This window comes from Haloferax sp. Atlit-6N (genome assembly GCF_003383195.1).
GTDB classification, from domain to species: domain Archaea; phylum Halobacteriota; class Halobacteria; order Halobacteriales; family Haloferacaceae; genus Haloferax; species Haloferax gibbonsii.
The window spans coordinates 298,823-315,273 of record NZ_QEQJ01000001.1; the positions used below are offsets into that span (position 1 = coordinate 298,823).

Below are 16,451 nucleotides of genomic sequence, written 5' to 3' on the forward strand. Positions count from 1 at the left end.
AAGCCCCGAGTCCGAGAGGCGACACATGGCACTCGGAGGCACCGCGAAGAAGCTCCAGAAGGTCGCAGAGATGGCCGAAGACGTGTACAAGAAGCTCAACGAACTGCGCGAGCAGGTCGTCGAGGTCCGCGAGACGGTCAACGAGACGAAGTCGCGCGTCGACCGACTCGAAGCCGAGAACGCCGAACAGCGGGCGATTCTCGAAGCCATCGCGGAGGAACAGGGCGTCGACCTCGACGCCGCAATCGCGCAGGCGCACATCTCCGAAGCCGAGGAAGGCTCGGCCGGAGACGACACCGAGGCGACCGCCGACGCGTCCGACGCCGATGCCGACGCATCGAGCGACACCACCGACGAAGCGTAATCCGACCGCCCCTCCGTCTCTCTCCGTTCTCTTTCGACATCCCGTCCCCGCCGCAGCCCCGCCGCCAGTCCCGAAGACGACGCTTTGTTTTCGACCGGCGTCAGTCGCTCCGGCCGCGAGTCGCCCGCCGACGAGGGGACGAACCGGGATGAAAACGTTCAGGGCCAGGGGCAACTTTTGCCCACGTATGACCACGCACCGCGACCCCCTCGACTCGGTGCTCGACGCCGTCGGCGAGACGCCGCTCGTCAGAGTCCACGCGTCGCCCGACGAGGTGCCCGTCTACGCGAAGCTCGAATCGTTCAACCCGGGCGCGAGCGTCAAGGACCGCATCGGGACGTACATGCTCGAACGGATGCTCGAATCGGGCGCACTCCCCGAGGGCGGCACCATCGTCGAGCCGACCGCCGGCAACACCGGCATCGGCTTCGCCGTCGCGGCCGGACAGCTCGGTATCCGCGCGGTGTTCGTCGTCCCCGAGCGGTTCAGCGTGGAAAAACAGACGCTCATGCGCGCGCTCGGTGCCGACGTGGTGAACACGCCCACCGAAGACGGGATGGGCGGCGCTATCGACCGCGCGCACAAGCTCGCCGACGAACTCGACGACGCCGTCGTCCCTCAGCAGTTCTCAAACCCGCTCAACCCCGAGGCGCACTACGAGACGACCGCGCCCGAAATTTACGACGCCCTCGACGGCGAGGTCGGCGCGCTCGTCGCCGGCTGCGGCACCGCGGGCACGCTCATGGGGATGGCGCGGTACGGCCGCGAGCACCACGAGGACACGTTCGTCACCGCGGTGGAACCCGAGGGCTCGCTCTACGCCCGGCTCCACGGCCGCGACGTGGCGGAGGCGTCGTACAAGACCGAGGGTATCGGGACGCACGACCCCGCGACGAACGAGCTGTTCGACCCCGAGCTGGTGGACGAAATCGTCCAAATCGCCGACCGCGACACCCACGACGAGATGCAGCGCCTCGCCGCCGAGGAGGGCCACCTCGTCGCGTCGAGCGCCGCCGCCAACTCGCTGGCCGCCGTCGACGTGGCCGAGCGCGCCGCCGCCGGCGACCTCGACCTCCCGTACGACGCCGTCGTCACCGTCTTCCCCGACTCCTCGGAGCGATACCTCTCGAAGGGCGTCTACGGCGACTTCGAGTCGTGGGAAGGGTGAAAACGGCGGTTCAGCGGCCGTCTCAGGCCGACTCGTCGCCCCGCCGTCCGCTCAGGCGAGCCGCGAGTGTTCGACCTTGAAGCACCTGTCCTGGACGAACGAGAGCCCCGCCTCCTCGGCGCGGGCGGCCGCGTCGTCGTCGCTGATGCCGAGTTGGAGCCAGACGGCCGCCACGTCGCCGCGGGCGTCGGCGCGCTCGATCGCGGCATCGACGATGTCGCCCGCTTCCTCGGACGGCCGGAACACGTCCACGAGGTCGATTTTCTCGTCCACGTCGGCGAGCGAGTCGTACGCCGTCTCGCCGAGGATTTCGTCGTGGAAGGGGTTGACCGGAACGACGCGGTAGCCGTGGCGCTGCATGTACGCCGGGACGTCGTGGGCGGGCTTGCCGGGCGTGGCCGAACAGCCGACGACCGCGATGGTCTCGGCGTCGAACAGCCCGCGGATGTCGTCGTCGCTGGTGATGGGCATACCTACGACGTGACCGGCTGCGGATAAAAATCTCGGGCGGCTGTGCGGCGCGGCCACCGTCCCAGTCCGGAATCGGGGATACGACTTAGTGGTCCGCGATGCGGATGTCCGGCGGCGCGTCCTCGTGAGTCGTGATGATGCCGTCGAAGAGCTGTTTGATGGTGTTCATCGTCCGGTCGTCGTGGGCGTCGGCGTCGATGGTGAACAGGCCGAGGCCGCCGACGCTCTGGATGCGGCCGGTGAACACGTGGAGGAACCGGAAGACGGTCTGGAGGTCGGCGTACATCAGGAGCGTCGACAGCGAGTGGAGCATGATGCGGTTCTCCGGCAGACCGCGGTCCTGGTAGTACTCCTGGAGAATCTCCGAGAGCTTGATTCCGATTCCGGTCATGTCGACCGGCGACGACGTGTATCGGATTCGCTCGTCGTCGCGGACCTCGCCGACGCCCTGCTGTTTCGTGACGCAGTCGACGACTGCGACGGGTTTGCCCTCGTAGTCGAGTCGCTTGCCGAAGTCGTTGAGGATGCGGTCCGCGCCGTCTTTGGTCGTGACGATAACCGCGCCCTCGCCGTTTCGGGTGCCCTCGGCGAGGATGTCGAGCGCCAGCGAGCGCTTGCCGGTCAGCGGCGGCCCGACGAGAAGGAGGTTCGTGCCCGGTTCGACCTCGACGTCGAGGTCAGCGCCTAGCTTATACATGCGGGTACCTCGGTTCGACGGTATCGACTCCGAGGAACGCAATCGCGTGACGCTTCCGCTCGCCGAGGGTCATCGGATAGTACGACCATGCGGTGAGCCGGTAATATTCTTTTTGATTGGCGGATAGAACGCTCCCCGCTCGTCGGCGCGTTCCCCGGAATCCGACCGATTGTTCGTCCGCATACATTTATATGGTTCCTCCAGTCTGCGCCGTCGCCCGTCCGACGATGAAGGCGAACGCCGCTAAAAACATCCCGTATTTGAGTCGGCGCTGCGCCGCGGCCGGGTCGGCGAACGACCGAACCGCGGCCGCGAGCATGACCGCGTCGGCGGGGGCGACGATTCCGAGGTACGCCAGCCCGAACCCGCCCCAGACGAACGGCACCGCGCTCGCGGCGACGGCCACGACCAAGACGACCGCGCCGAGCCACAACGACGCCTTCTCGCCGACGACGATGGGAAGCGTCCGCAGTCCCTCTTCCCTGTCGCCGCCGATGTCCTCCACGTCTTTGACGATTTCGCGGGTCAGCGTCGCCAGCGCGGCGAGTACACAGAGGACGACCGCGCCCAACGGCTCGCCGATGGCCGCGCCGCCGAAGAGGAACGTCGAGCCGGTGAGCGCGGCGACGACGACGTTGCCGACACCCGGGAGACCCTTGAAGAACTCCGTGTACGCGAGGAGCGCGACGAGGTTGACGACGGCGATGGCGATGGCGACGACCGGGAGGACGAACGCCGAGACGACCGCCCCGCCGAACAGCGCGACGCTGAACCACTTCGCCTCGGTCGCGGTCACCGCGCCGCGCGGAATCGGCCGGTCGGGGCGGTTGATGCGGTCGATATCGCGGTCGAAGTAGTCGTTGATGGCGTTACCCGCGCCCGTGGCGAACACGGTGGCGAGCATCGCCGCGACGACGACGAGCGCGTCGCTCGGGGACGCCCCGGCGACGAACGCCCCGGTGAACGTGAGGACGCCGGCGGCGACGGCGTTTCCCGGTCGGGTGAGTTCGGCGAACCCGCGCGCTCGCGTACCGAGAGACATACCCCGTACTGTTCGGAGGTCGGGTATAAATCGCGCGGAGTTGCCGCCTCGAATCAATCCATTTAAAACAATCCACGACAGACGAAGTCATGTAGGGCGCTTAGCTCAGTCTGGACAGAGTGCTTGGCTTCGGACCAAGTTGCCGTGGGTTCAAATCCTGCAGCGCCCATACGAGGTCTATCGGTTTTCTCTGGTCTACGTGGGTGAACCACAATGAACCAGACGGCTATCAACATTGAACGAATAGGACTATCGCAGAGACGTCTGTCGATTATAGGGACGTGATGGACTTATGACCACTATAGAGGGTATCACCCTCGTCCCATCACCATCTGTCGCACGACTCAATGAGAGGCAGATTGTCGATTACCGGCATCATCGTACGCAGCTCATCAAGTGGATGTTATATGTCGGTAAGAATCCAGAGCGTGCTGAGGGGTACGCTTGGACGACTGCGAACCGACGTGCGACGAATCTTGATACGTTCTACAGGTGGGTGTGGACACACGAACATAGCTACTCAACGGCGATTACTCACGAACACACTAACGACTACGTCAATGAATTAGCCTATAGTGACCATTCTGCTACGCATAAGAACAACCTCACAAAGACGCTGAAGATGTATTGGCGTTGGAGAGCAGCACAGTTTGGTGATGATCCATGGGAACCAACAGTATCCTTTGCACAGGATGGTGGGCCACAGCAACCGAGGGACTACCTTACGCGAGAGGAACGTAGCAAGATTCGTGAAGCAGCATTAGAGTATGGTAGTGTTCCACATTACAATGCTCTGTCTCCAGAAGAACGCCGTGAATGGAAACGATACCTCGCACACAGATTCAGAAAACCAATCACCGACATAGGGAAGCAGGACTTTGACAGAGCAAACAGTTTCAAGATAACGTCGTTAGTGTGGACGTCGCTGGACGCAGGACTACGACCTATCGAGGTAGCCCGTGCAAGAGTCTCGTGGGTTGACGTCGACAATGCTGTACTGAGGATTCCTGCCTCAGAGTCCAGTAAGAACGAAGAGAACTGGGTTGTGAGTCTACAGGACCGTACTGCAGAGGCATTAGGCCGGTGGATAGAGGAACGTCGACTGTACGAGAAGTACGCTGATACGGACGTCTTATGGCTCACAAGAGAGAGTAATCCGTACCAGAGTCACAGTCTCAAGTACCTACTCCAGAAGCTCTGTGAGATTGCACAGATACCTACCGAGAATCGTAAAATGTCGTGGTACGTTATACGACACTCGACAGGCACGTATCTAAGCAGAGAGGATGGTCTTGCTTCTGCACAGGCTCAGTTGCGACATAGGAGCGTACAGACGACGATGAAGTATGACAATACTCCTGTCGAAGATCGACGTAAGGCATTGGAACGTATGGGGTAATCTGTTTTGATGATGTTGTTATTGTGACAAAAGCTTAATTATTTTACACTTACTCCACCGGCTCCTGCAGTGGCATGGTTTGAGAGAATCGTGCTTTGATTCACGACCGTTCTATCTGTGTATAACTCGACCAATCTATTTTTGTAGAAAAACTTTCCCAGGATATTCACCAGATCTTCGTCTGTATCATATTCGATTTCCAAACCAAGACCATGTGACCTACTTGCCAAGGTTAATGCCTTCTTTTTATACTCCATATCCCACAATTTCTCTGTATCTGCCCACCAGTCTCCTTTTTCCACTCCCGCGATTTGATCTCCTTTCGCATTGTAAAAAGCAATATCAAACGTCAAAATATTGTCTTCAAAATATATCGTGATAATATCTTTGCCACGGATTCTCAGAACCGATGCCTGCTTCTGATTTGGGTTTGTAATCTTGTGCCAAAGACCACCGTATTTGATTACGGGTTTGCTTGATTCAAAATAGAACCCATGTTCTACTTTGTCTGATATGTATGGACTGTCTTTCATCTCGTACAATCGTTCACGCTTGATAGTCCCTGCATCTGCCTCTGAATGGCAATTGGGACAAAGGACGATCATTCGCTCAGGATCGTGGTGCTTTTCCTCACTAAATGGGACAATGTGGTGGTATTGGATTAGAGGCGTTCCACAGTATGCACATCCAAAGTTTGCTTCTTGCCGTAACTCCCTTCGGACGGCTAACGGAACGTGGCGTGAAACCATCTTATCAAGTCCTTGTCTATATCTGTAGAGGTTCTTAGTACGTATCCAACTTTCGAGCGAATTATTCTGTACTGTGTAATACCACAATAGAGTTTACGATCTTTCTGAACTTCTGCCAAATACACGATTGTAGGGCCACACGATCCTCCGTGTTGCGTTCCATGTGTATAAACGTAGAATCGCATTCTAGAAGAGTGAAATGTACCACAGGCGATTCTGGTGCGTCTGAGAGGATCATCGCATAATACGCATGATATGGCAGGACCATTGGGTGGTCCATCTGTTCAGAGAAAATTGTTCTGCGTCCTACGTTGTTACCTCCAACAGTTCTTCTTTAAATATCCTCTCGTAACAACGTATTTCGTGAAGGATCATGCTGCAACACACTCATTGAATATTCCAGCACCATGGTCTGATCCAGAGATCTGTCGTCTCACTATCCGCTTGATGAGATTCAGGTCCTTGCTATCAATACCAAACTTCGTCATGAGCGATTTGAACGCTTCATGGCGTTGTATTGATGCAGTATAGAGATCTGCACCACGCTGAATTCTCCTGTCTTCTACAACCACCGCAATGATTCCGAGTATAACTCTCTCCATAGCCCGATGATAGCCAAACTGACTATAATTCATCTTTGTGGCTTCGTACACGACCCTTCCTGTCTCACCAACATTGAGATCAAGGGCACTACACACTGCTTCTGCGATACGCCCCTTGTCGATTCTATGGAACTTGTCTGCAGCATTCTCGTGGTTCTCTTGTCCATATCCATCCCAGTTTGGGGCATTACCGTTGTGCCACTGATCTAAGCGTCCCCAATAGTTGTCATCGAATTCAGGACCACTATAGTCCATGGTAGTAGCTGCCGGAGTATCGTATGTACCTATCTTTGTTCCACTACTGACGTCGTCTGCAGGAGAGTGTACGGATGATCCTGGGCCACAGTACAATGGCTCATCAGGTTTGTCCCATCGAGTTATGTATTGGTCCGAGCTCGATTCTATCCAGTTCTGTTTGTCTACGTTATGTCCTTTGGACATACCGACGATACGGGTTGACTTGTAGTGTACTTTTAATCAATCTCGTTGCGTCTCAGTAAACTATGGAATTACTGGACTATGAGACGTTGATGCGACAACTTAGGAACAAACGTCGGAGATTACAGTTACAGCAGAAATCTGTGGCACACCAAGCTGGTATCTCAAAGTCGACGTTGAATCGTATGGAACGGACATTCAGTAATGCGAACTACAGCACTGTATACAAAGTCTGGAGAGTGGTTACCGATGCTGAGAGGGAGAATTCTGAGACGGCAGAAGACTTGATGACAGGTAATGTTGCGTATGCACAGACATCTGATTCACATCGTGATACTGCATTGTATATGCGTGAAAATGCATTCTCACAGATGCCTGTCAAAGACGAGGATGGATTGATTGTAGGTAGTATCTCAGAAAGAGAGTTAGCAGACAATAGCAACCACGACAGACAGATTGGTGAGATTATGGACGAACCATTTATTCAGATAAACAAAGGTACGAGTGAGAATGCTGTGAGAGGATTACTATTCGATGGAGTAGGTGCTTTGCTAGTAAAAGATTCAGAAGACGTGATTGGTATAATCACAACAGCAGACTTGATCTGACCACAGATACCTTTGCCCTCAGTAGATACGTTGTTACGAGAGTGTATTTAAGGGGATAATCGATCATACGGACGTCTTATTTACGGGATATACCTCTGCTACATAGGAACCTACGCGCCGCTAATTTTGCTACCCCCATCTGAATAGAGTTGTTACCAACCTGAGGTTTTACGAGGATTGTTACGAATACCAGACCATGCACTATGTTCCTGCATTTCTACGACCTCTAAGCCAACAGAATACCGGCCTCGAATCATATGTGGAAGACAAAGTTGAAGAGGTGAATGAGATCACGTCTCCTGGAAGTAGAGTTCAATTCAAACAGACTGACGAAGTACCTGTATGGAGGTATGAAGAGGGACTTCAAGGTAAGACCGTAATTGAACACGGGAGAAAGGTGAAAGTTCCTATGGCGGTTGAAAACCCTAACCGTCATTGGTGGATTATAACGGATGGACTGTTAGAGAATCTTAATCCAGCACTGAGAGATCACGCTGATATTTTTGACCTACTATTGGCTCTAAATCTCTGTATCGATGCTCCTGTTTCATTTTCACAGGATCCTGGACAGACAGTTAGTGGGGCGTACAGGGTTAGACGAGACGCATTAGAATATCGAGGTGACTTGTCGCGTGGAAGTTTCCCACTTGCTCTATTGACGATGAATGAAATTCCACAGCAGGTACAGGTGTCTGAGTCTATCGAAGAAATCTACGAGATGGTTCGGACGTTCAGATCAACTCAGATTGAGTCAGACGAAGATATGGACATACGAGTAGGTCTGCATATGTACGATGACGCACTGAGTTCTTCTCTCTGGACGTCAATGTCAAATCTGTTCTTTGTCTGTGAGAATGTCTTATGCTCAGGACGTCGATCCAAACCGGTTACACGCATTGCTGAAGTCACGGACATGACTGAAGATGATGCTGATAGATGGAGAAGAGCAGTTAATCGACTGAAGCATCCAGACAAGGGCGACGTCCCTGGTTTGCTTCAACAAACGGATTTTGAAATACCGTCCTTAGAATATATGAGGAAGACGACGAACAAGGCACTGATTCACACGATGAGAATGCGATTCAGTGAATTAGAGGATTGTAACTGACTGTCTCCTTCACAGTACAAGCCTCTCATCAAATACGTTGTTACGAGTCCATATTTAAAGGGCACATAGACTCTGTTGACAACCCATTATCATTGATAGTTCGTTGAGGCCGTGCTGAATACAGGGCGCGAATCCATCAAAGTGAGGCGTAGATGAAATTGCTGGACCAATACAAACCGAGCAGTAAGCAGCTGGATTATTCAGTGTTTTTACGAATACAATGCGTCAATAAGCGCCTCTGCTTCGTCTGGATGATCTCTGAAATATTGTTCAGCTTGTTGTTTTTTCTTACTGGGTGATACTCCATAGGACATACCAGTCGCTGTTTCCATATCATTATAGAACGTAATGATTGTGGGTTCATCGAATATTTCGCCGTTCCCCTCCAACAAACATTCTTTAATTATGAAATCGTTTGTGAATTTCGTATTTCCGTTCGCGGCTAATGAAACTCTATTCCCCCATTCTTCCCACAAAGAACTGTTCAGACTGTCTAGCACAGAGCCAAAACTAGTATCATCGTCCATATCGAGCATCAGTACTGTTCGCAAGCCTTTCTCTCCAATTGAGGGTCCTTCACGAGCGTAAATCTTCTCTACTTCTGACCGCCCTCCTTCACATTTGTATAAATAAGAGATTGAGGTGCCAATCCGATGTTGACGTATCCGCTGCGTCTGCGTTTCATCACTCTGTTCATTATTGAACCGGTCACAGTATTCCTCCACACCAGATAGAGTGTGAAGCGCCTCAAGAAAGGCCAAGTCATTGATTCCCTCAGTAAGAACGATCGTATCCCCCTGCATCTATGGCCCTCTGAGATCCAAGTTGAGGTTATTCATATCCTCCTTTGCATCCTCGTAGGACAAGAATCGATTCATTGGTTCTGATAGTTGGAAAAGGCAGAACTCATTTTGTAGGTACTCACCATACTGATTCTGGACCTCTTTGGAAATAAATGACTCTAGGAAGTCGGTATTGTGTGTTGTAATGAACAACTGGAGTCGTTCCTCTTTTGAAATTTGAATTAGCGTACGTGTTAGTTGTTCTATATACCCTGGATGCATATGCTGTTCCGGTTCTTCAATTAAGAGAACATCACCGTCATTGGATTCATCAAACAATTCCCAGAGGATACCAACAATAGTTTTGAACCCATCTCCCATGAAGTGGAATGGAACATCATACGGTTGATCTTCACCCTTTTGAAACACAAGGTCGGTGAACGAGAAATCCTCCAAAGAATCCACAATTTCGTGATTCTGAAGGTAATTTTCAACTCTATTTACTCGGACAGGGTTATCTTCGTAATCAATTTCCTCTGCCTTTGTAGGAATCTCATCGAGATAATGAATCCCACTCACCGTAGGGGAAGGTCCACCAAGAAGCTGTACTCTTTTTCGGCCTCTAGGTGAAAATACAGAGCCAACTAGCCGAAAAAGGGCTTGAGATTCAGACTCCACCTCGGATGCTTCACTAACTATCCGTTCATCATCAAGTAGAGTCTCAGTAGCACTCTCTACGATCTGATGGATGATCTCTTGATAACTTCGGCTAACAGAAAATAGATACCTTTGTTGGTCTTCAATCTTGACAGCCAGAACGTCATCCGAAAGTAGGTCGATTATTTCTTCCTCAGGTATCGACAGCAACGAATCTGTAAGAGCTTCATGTAGAATCTTTGCGAGGGCCACCTCGTCTGGATGATTGCTCTTACGTGCATCCTGACGAAGATGCAAATTTCCACGGCGTAATGGGAATAGGCTTACTTGGGCCGTCTCTTCTGGAATGTCTTGATTAATTCTGCTGATCGCTGTTTCATAGACTTCCTTGTCGTTAGCTTGGCGGATTTTCACTGACCGAGAAAGTGGGTCGCTTGGTTGTCCTTCCTCATCATACTGATCGAGCGAGAGCTGTTCGCGCCAATATTCACCATGAAGAGATGTCTCCTCTCCTTGTTTATTAATAACTGCTGTGGCGTAATCTCCGAAGTTCTCTAGAGTAGTAGGGTCTGAAAGCACCGCAATAGCTTCCAGAAGCGATGTTTTCCCGGCGTTGTTCCGACCAGTAATGATATTCAGTCCACCCGGCTTTAGCGAGATTGACTGGATACCCTTGAATCCCTTGACGTCAAGTTTAGTGAGCCGGACCATTCGTTAAAGGTAGTTTCTTCGGCACGGTTTTTATTCCTGTCCCTCCTTTCACTGTACGCAGGTTCAACGGGCTGCTGACTTAATCCATTTGACGCGAAACAAAGAAAAACGTCTTGTTTAATCCACTCTTTGTAGTGTCACAAAATTCCGGTCATGTTCTGAGGGCTCCAACAGAGCCGACACATACGACCCTACGTGTTCACCACCCTTGCAAAACAGCACCATTCGTTGAATCACCGTAAGCCAATGACTGTCGACGTTGCAGTTTATTACCTACAACACGTAGAGTCTACTACGTAGTCTAGTGGAAACCGATATGCGGTCTGTAGGACGGTATCCAGCATAAGGGCGCTTAGCTCAGTCTGGACAGAGTGCTTGGCTTCGGACCAAGTTGCCGTGGGTTCAAATCCTGCAGCGCCCATGATTTTGCGAGGAACTTGGTGACGAGCGGAATCTGGGCCGAAGGAGTTGAACCAGGGAGCGAAGGGAGTGAGCGACTGCGGTTCACAATCTTCTGGGTCAAGAGAATCGCCCGCCGTCGCACGCATCACGCACCTTCCGAGCAGTCGTCGGAGTCGTCGCACCGGCGCTCGGCTTTCCGCTCCAAAATCGACGGCGGACTCGACTTCACAACCCAAACTCGCGCCGCGCCGAAACCCCGATTCTCCTAGGCACAATCCAGTTAGGTACGGCTCCCCTCATATCCGACCACATGGACCGGACCGAATACGCGATACTCACGGTCATCGCACTCGCGACGGTCGGCATCGGCGTGTTCACGACCACGGAGCCGCTGGGGACGTTCCTCGTCGAGAGCGCCCGAGAGGCGCTTTCGACGACCGCGGCCATGGCGTGGGTGACGTGGTGGGCGCTCGTCGTCGGCTTCGCAATCGCCGGCGGCGTGGAGGCGTGGACCTCGGGCGAGGAGGTCTCGGAGCTTCTGGAGGGCCACGGTCCGAGAGAAATCGGCTACGGCTCGCTGTTCGGCTTCGTCTCCTCGTCGTGTTCCTACAGCGCCATCGCCACCGCGAAGAACCTGTTCAAGAAGGGCGGGTCGGCGGCGGCGACCCTCGGCGCGTTCATGTTCGCCTCGACCAACCTCGTCATCGAAATCGGCGCGGTCATCTGGATTCTGCTCGGCTGGCAGTTCCTCGTGGCCGACATCCTCGGCGGGTTCATCCTCATCGGGCTGATGGCGTTCGGCTTCGTCTACCTCGTGCCCGACGAGGTGGTCGAACAGGCCCGACAGAACGTCCAAGACGAGGGTTCGGAGACCGTCCGCGACCCGGTCTGCGGGATGGAAGTCGACCCCGACGAGACCGAGTACTCGGTCGAACACGACGGGCGGACGTTCTACTTCTGCTCGGAGTCGTGCAAGGAGAGCTTCGACCCCGAGGAGGCCAACACGACGGTCCGCGAACAGGCGACGTCGCTGTCGGGGTGGAAGGCGCTCGCCGACAAGCAGTGGAAGGAGTGGGGGATGCTCTGGGACGAAATCGCCATCGGGTTCGTCTTCGCCGGCCTCATCGCCGGGTTCATCCCCGAGTCGGTGTGGACCTCGGTGTTCTCGGGACCGACGTTCGGCGTTCCCGTGTACGTGTTTTGGACCGCGGTCCTCGGGGCCGTCATCGGCGTCGCCACCTTCGTCTGCTCGGTGGGGAACGTCCCGTTCGGGGCGGTCCTGTTCTCGAACGGCCTGCCGTTCGGGAGCGTCCTGAGCTACATCTACGCGGACCTCATCGTCCCGCCCATCATGGACGCCTACCGCGAGTACTACGGGACGAAATTCGCGGCGATTCTCTCGGGGATGATATTCGTCGCGGCGGTCCTGACGGGCGTGGTCGTCCACTTCGTCTTCCTCGGCGCGGGGCTCATCCCGTCGCCTGAGAGCGTCCAAATCGCCGAAGTGAGCATCGAGGCGGACTACAAACTCGCGTTGAACGTGTTCGCCACCGGCCTGTTCGGCGTCCTCTACTGGCTCCACCGCTCGGGGTCGGTCGGCGACGAGGGCCGCGGCGGCCACGGTGAGGCGGCGAACGCCGGCGGCTGAGCCGCCGACTCGACACGTAACCCACGAACCGCAAAAAACGAAGTCGGGGTTCTCCAGACCGGCCGAATCCCCGGTTAACGTCTATCGGTGCTCGATACCCTGCTTCGAGACGTTCGCTCGGGTGACGTAGTCGTCCATCCACTCGGGGTCGTCGTCGCCTTTCTCCTCGGTCCACGCCCACCCCTCGTAGACGTGGACCCGGTCGGTCCCGCGCTCGCGGAGCCTGAGCGTCGCTTTCCCGTCGATGTCGTCGGGGCTCGGGGCGGGGTGGAGCCGCCGAGCGGCCTTCAGCGCCGCCTGCCGGGGATACGTTCCGCTGAACACGCTCGTCTCCTCGCCGTCTTCGACGAGGACGAAGTTTCGCTTGCCGTCTTCTCGTACCATGCTTGTCCCTACCACGCACTCCGAATTAGTAGTTCGTGTCGCCGCGGGGCGCGGCACGCCTTCGAATGGAGCCGACGGCACCGACTCCGAGCGGGGTTACAACAGCGCGTCGAGCCGGGTCAGGTGGAAGTCGACCGCCGCCGTCCCGGTTCGCTCGGGGTAACCGGGGCGAGTCACCTCCCCCGTCGAATCGACCGCCGAGCGGACGACGGCGGCGACCCGATAGGCGCGTGGTACCGACGGAAGCGGCCGGACCGACTCGTAGCCCGCGCGGAACGCCCGGCGGAGCGGCGCGCCGTCTTCGACGTACCAGTCGGCGACGAGGTGTTCGACCTTGGCGACGGCGAGGCCCGGCGCGGCGGCCATCGGCTGGCCCCAGTCGAGGACGGCGGTCACGCGGCCGTCGGCGACGAGCGCGTTCCCCGGCCGGAAGTCCCACGGGTAGAGGTTCGACGGCGGGTTCGCGGGGAGCGAGGCGGCCGCGGCGACCTCCTCCAGCCGGCTTCGAACCCCGTCGAACGCCGGCGGGAGCGCCGCGATTCCTTCCCGGACGTAGGCGGAGAACCACGCCTCCCAGTCGGCGTCGGCGGCGCTCACGGCGTCGAATCCGCGGTCGGTCGGCGAGTCGGAAGCATCGCCACCGTCGGCCCGCAGTCTCCTGGAAGCCGACCGTCTGAGCCGACCGTACCCTCCGAAAGAGAACGCTTCGTGAAGCTGGCCGAGGCCGACGCCGAACGACCGTGCCACGCGGCGTTGGGTCGCCGAATCGAGCGAGACGAACCGCTCGTGGAGTTCGTCGCCGGCGGCGCGCGCTGCGACGACGTACCCGAACCCGTCGACCGCGCCCGACGCGAGGACGCGGGGGACCGGAATCGTCGTGCGCTCGCGGACCGCCCGGGAGAGGGCGGCTTCGAGGGCCAGCGCCGCGGCGTCGGCCGCCGTCTGGACGACGACCTCGCCGCCGTCGGCGAACGTCGCGACCGCGGTCCGCTTGTGGTTCCCGTTCGGGACGCGGGCGGTCGTCGCGACGCGTCGCTCGGGGAACTCGCGGGCGAGCACGGTTGCGACGGGGTCCATGGAGCCACTCTAGGGGCGACGCGAACAAAGGTGCAGCGGACGGCTCCCGCGCGGCCGACCGTAGGAGGTCGTCACGGTCCGCCGTCGAGAATCGCCGAGAACTCGGAGAGCGACCGGAGGACGTACGCCGGGGCGTACGACTCGGCGTCGGGACCGGCCGCGTCAGCGACCTCCGCCTCGACTGGACACCACGCGGCGTCGAGGCCGGCGCGGTGGGCACCGTCTACGTCGAACTCCAGCGAGTCGCCGACGTGGAGGCTCGCGTCCGCCTCGGCGTCGAGGGCGTCGAGCGCCCGGTCGAACGGGTCGGGGTGAGGCTTTCGCCGCGGCATGTCGCCCGCGAAGACGACCGCGTCGAACGCGTCGGCGATGCCGAGCGCGTCGAGCTTGACGGACTGCCGCCGCTCGGGGCCGTTGGTGACGAGACCGACCCGCGCGTGGTCCCGGGCGGCGGCGAGCGCCCCCTCGGCACCCGGTCGGAACGAGACGGCCGAGTAGTCGACCGTCTGGACGAACCCGCGGGCGAGCGCCCGAACGTCGACTCCCTCGCGGTCGTGCTTCGCGGCGACGCGCTCGAAGCCGTCGGCGAGGTAGGCCTCGTGGTCGTCGTGGTCCGGCGGGCCGTCGAGCGCGGTCCAGAGGTCCGACGGCTCGCCGAAGCGGTCGATGCCGGCGGCGTCGAACGCGCCGGCGTAGATGGTCTCGCCGCTCTGGTCGTTCGTACAGAGCGTGTTGTCGAGGTCGAAGAGAATCGCGTCGAACGGTGCCACACGCTCCCTTGGCGCGGCGGCGATAAAACTTCGTCCACGAGCGACGCCGTCCGCGGCGACGACGAGTCGGGGCGGTCGGCGGAGGGAGACGACGGGTCGATAGCTTGCCGCCAGCGGGCCTCAGAATCCCTTACCGAGCAGCTCGCGGGCGATGATGTTCTTCTGAATCTCCGTGGTCCCCTCGTAAATCTGCGTGATTTTCGCGTCGCGGTAGAGCCGTTCGACGTCGTGGTCGTTGACGAAGCCGGCCCCGCCGTGAATCTGGACGGCCTCGTCGGCCACGTCGGTGGCGACGTTCGAGGCGAACTCCTTGGCCATCGACGCGAGCGCGGTCAGTTGGCCCTCGTCGTTGTCGACGCTCCACGCCGACTTGTAGGTCAACTGCCGGGCGGCCTCGGTCGCGGTGTGCATCTCCGCGAGCTTGTGTTGAATCGCCTGAAAGTCGCCGATGGGGCGGCCGAACTGCTCGCGCTCTTTGGCGTAGTCGAGCGCCCGCTCGCAGGCCCCCTTCGCGATGCCGACCGCCTGCGCGGCCACCGCGGTCCGCGTCTCGTCGAAAAACTGCATGAGCTGGAGGAAGCCCATCCCCTCGGTGCCGACGAGGTTCTCCTCGGGCACGCGCACGTCGTCGAAGACGAGTTCGGCCGTGTCGCTGGCGCGGATACCCATCTTCCCCGTTATCTTGTCGGCGGAGAAGCCGTCGCGGTCGGCCTCGACGATGAACTGCGAGAAGCCCGCGTAGCGGTCGTCCGCGTCGGGGTCGGTCTGGCACATGACGACGAAGTAGTCGCCGACGCTCCCGTTCGTTATCCACATCTTGGTGCCGTTTATCACCCACTCGTCGCCGTCCTTCTCGGCGCGGGTGCGAACCGAGGTCACGTCTGAGCCCGCCTGCGGTTCGCTGATGGCCGCGCCCATGACGGACTCGCCCTCCGTAATCGGCGGCAGGAAGCGCTCTTTCTGGTCGTCGGTGCCGAAGCTGATGATGGCCTCCGCGCCGAACCCGGCGCTCGTGATGCAGAGCCCGATACCGGGGTCGACCGCGAACAGTTCCTCTGTGACGAGGGCGTTCTCCAGCGAGGAGTAGCCGACGCCGCCGTACTCGACGGGGAAGTGCGCCCCCGTTAGTCCCATCTCCGACGCCTTGCGGACGACCTCCGCGGGATACGTCTCCGCCTCGTCGTACTCGCCCGCGACCGGTGCGACCTCGTTTTCGGCGAACCGCCGGACCTCCTCGCGGATGGCCCGCTGTTCGTCAGAGAGCGAATAGTCCATGGTTGATAATCACATACATGGCCGATAACAGTTGTCACACAGCGGGAAACGTGCGGCGAGTTGATTCGACGGACGTGGCGTCGGCCGCGCCCGGGGCGC

The 16,451-nt window shown here is 57.8% G+C and carries 17 protein-coding genes, 2 tRNA genes and 1 pseudogene; 8 read left to right on the top strand and 12 right to left on the bottom strand.

The genetic code is table 11. From position 1 onward, the window contains the following. Positions 1–25 precede the first annotated feature (25 nt). Both DEQ92_RS01460 and DEQ92_RS01465 read left to right on the top strand, forming a co-directional pair. Positions 26–364 carry a DUF5798 family protein gene (locus tag DEQ92_RS01460; RefSeq protein ID WP_004977070.1) on the top strand — a complete coding sequence of 113 codons (339 nt, stop codon included), beginning with the start codon at positions 26–28 and terminating at the stop codon, positions 362–364. Positions 365–551: 187 nt separating this feature from the next. Next, on the top strand, positions 552–1,532 hold the full coding sequence (locus tag DEQ92_RS01465) for a PLP-dependent cysteine synthase family protein (protein WP_004977071.1): 981 nt from the start codon (positions 552–554) through the stop codon (positions 1,530–1,532). Positions 1,533–1,583: 51 nt separating this feature from the next. Here DEQ92_RS01465 and DEQ92_RS01470 read toward each other — a convergent pair whose 3' ends face one another. From DEQ92_RS01470 to DEQ92_RS01480, 3 genes are all read right to left on the bottom strand, one after another. Next, positions 1,584–2,003 (bottom strand): CoA-binding protein, encoded by a 420-nt coding sequence (locus DEQ92_RS01470; RefSeq protein ID WP_115804821.1) that lies wholly within the window; start codon positions 2,001–2,003, stop codon positions 1,584–1,586. Positions 2,004–2,088: 85 nt separating this feature from the next. Beyond that, the gene (locus DEQ92_RS01475) at positions 2,089–2,700 is read right to left on the bottom strand and encodes a hypothetical protein (protein WP_004977073.1); all 612 of its coding nucleotides are present in this window, start codon (positions 2,698–2,700) and stop codon (positions 2,089–2,091) included. Positions 2,701–2,887: 187 nt separating this feature from the next. Beyond that, positions 2,888–3,742, bottom strand: coding sequence for a geranylgeranylglycerol-phosphate geranylgeranyltransferase (locus DEQ92_RS01480; RefSeq protein ID WP_004977074.1), 855 nt, complete (start codon positions 3,740–3,742; stop codon positions 2,888–2,890). A gap of 94 nt (positions 3,743–3,836) precedes the next feature. Between DEQ92_RS01480 and DEQ92_RS01485 the strand changes: the two genes are divergently transcribed. Next, a tRNA-Arg gene (locus DEQ92_RS01485) sits at positions 3,837–3,911 on the top strand. Between the two features lie 123 nt (positions 3,912–4,034). Further along, entirely contained in the window at positions 4,035–5,141 is a 1,107-nt protein-coding gene (locus DEQ92_RS01490; RefSeq protein ID WP_115820331.1) for a site-specific integrase, read from the top strand. Positions 5,142–5,179: 38 nt separating this feature from the next. Here DEQ92_RS01490 and DEQ92_RS01495 read toward each other — a convergent pair whose 3' ends face one another. From DEQ92_RS01495 to DEQ92_RS23135, 3 genes and pseudogenes are all read right to left on the bottom strand, one after another. Continuing rightward, positions 5,180–5,674, bottom strand: coding sequence for a hypothetical protein (locus DEQ92_RS01495; protein WP_233516818.1), 495 nt, complete (start codon positions 5,672–5,674; stop codon positions 5,180–5,182). Between the two features lie 51 nt (positions 5,675–5,725). Next, positions 5,726–5,890: pseudogene (locus tag DEQ92_RS24515) on the bottom strand (HNH endonuclease); the annotation flags it as partial. 371 nt (positions 5,891–6,261) lie between these two features. Beyond that, a complete protein-coding gene (locus DEQ92_RS23135; protein WP_147299466.1) occupies positions 6,262–6,933 on the bottom strand; it encodes a hypothetical protein in 672 nt (223 codons plus the stop codon). A gap of 89 nt (positions 6,934–7,022) precedes the next feature. On the opposite strand from DEQ92_RS23135, the gene DEQ92_RS01505 reads away from it, so the two are divergent. Together DEQ92_RS01505 and DEQ92_RS23140 are read left to right on the top strand one after the other, a co-directional pair. Then, a complete protein-coding gene (locus tag DEQ92_RS01505) occupies positions 7,023–7,538 on the top strand; it encodes a CBS domain-containing protein (protein ID WP_255564056.1) in 516 nt (171 codons plus the stop codon). 259 nt (positions 7,539–7,797) lie between these two features. Continuing rightward, positions 7,798–8,646 carry a hypothetical protein gene (locus DEQ92_RS23140; RefSeq protein WP_147299467.1) on the top strand — a complete coding sequence of 283 codons (849 nt, stop codon included), beginning with the start codon at positions 7,798–7,800 and terminating at the stop codon, positions 8,644–8,646. A gap of 209 nt (positions 8,647–8,855) precedes the next feature. Here the strand turns inward: DEQ92_RS23140 and DEQ92_RS23145 are convergent, their stop codons facing one another. Together DEQ92_RS23145 and DEQ92_RS01515 are read right to left on the bottom strand one after the other, a co-directional pair. Continuing rightward, the gene (locus DEQ92_RS23145) at positions 8,856–9,449 is read right to left on the bottom strand and encodes a hypothetical protein (RefSeq protein WP_147299468.1); all 594 of its coding nucleotides are present in this window, start codon (positions 9,447–9,449) and stop codon (positions 8,856–8,858) included. After that, a complete protein-coding gene (locus DEQ92_RS01515; protein WP_115820336.1) occupies positions 9,450–10,796 on the bottom strand; it encodes an ATP/GTP-binding protein in 1,347 nt (448 codons plus the stop codon). It abuts the gene before it with no gap. Positions 10,797–11,142: 346 nt separating this feature from the next. On the opposite strand from DEQ92_RS01515, the gene DEQ92_RS01520 reads away from it, so the two are divergent. After that, a tRNA-Arg gene (locus tag DEQ92_RS01520) sits at positions 11,143–11,217 on the top strand. A 291-nt stretch (positions 11,218–11,508) separates the two neighbouring features. Beyond that, positions 11,509–12,846, top strand: a complete 1,338-nt coding sequence (locus DEQ92_RS01525; RefSeq protein WP_004977093.1) for a permease — start codon at positions 11,509–11,511, stop codon at positions 12,844–12,846. Between the two features lie 81 nt (positions 12,847–12,927). Here DEQ92_RS01525 and DEQ92_RS01530 read toward each other — a convergent pair whose 3' ends face one another. From DEQ92_RS01530 to DEQ92_RS01545, 4 genes are all read right to left on the bottom strand, one after another. Continuing rightward, on the bottom strand, positions 12,928–13,230 hold the full coding sequence (locus DEQ92_RS01530) for a non-histone chromosomal MC1 family protein (protein WP_049968431.1): 303 nt from the start codon (positions 13,228–13,230) through the stop codon (positions 12,928–12,930). A 96-nt stretch (positions 13,231–13,326) separates the two neighbouring features. Beyond that, the gene (locus DEQ92_RS01535) at positions 13,327–14,307 is read right to left on the bottom strand and encodes a phosphotransferase family protein (RefSeq protein ID WP_115820337.1); all 981 of its coding nucleotides are present in this window, start codon (positions 14,305–14,307) and stop codon (positions 13,327–13,329) included. 71 nt (positions 14,308–14,378) lie between these two features. Then, a complete protein-coding gene (locus DEQ92_RS01540) occupies positions 14,379–15,077 on the bottom strand; it encodes an HAD family hydrolase (protein WP_004977096.1) in 699 nt (232 codons plus the stop codon). A gap of 120 nt (positions 15,078–15,197) precedes the next feature. Next, on the bottom strand, positions 15,198–16,352 hold the full coding sequence (locus DEQ92_RS01545) for an acyl-CoA dehydrogenase family protein (RefSeq protein WP_004977097.1): 1,155 nt from the start codon (positions 16,350–16,352) through the stop codon (positions 15,198–15,200). Positions 16,353–16,451 lie beyond the last annotated feature (99 nt).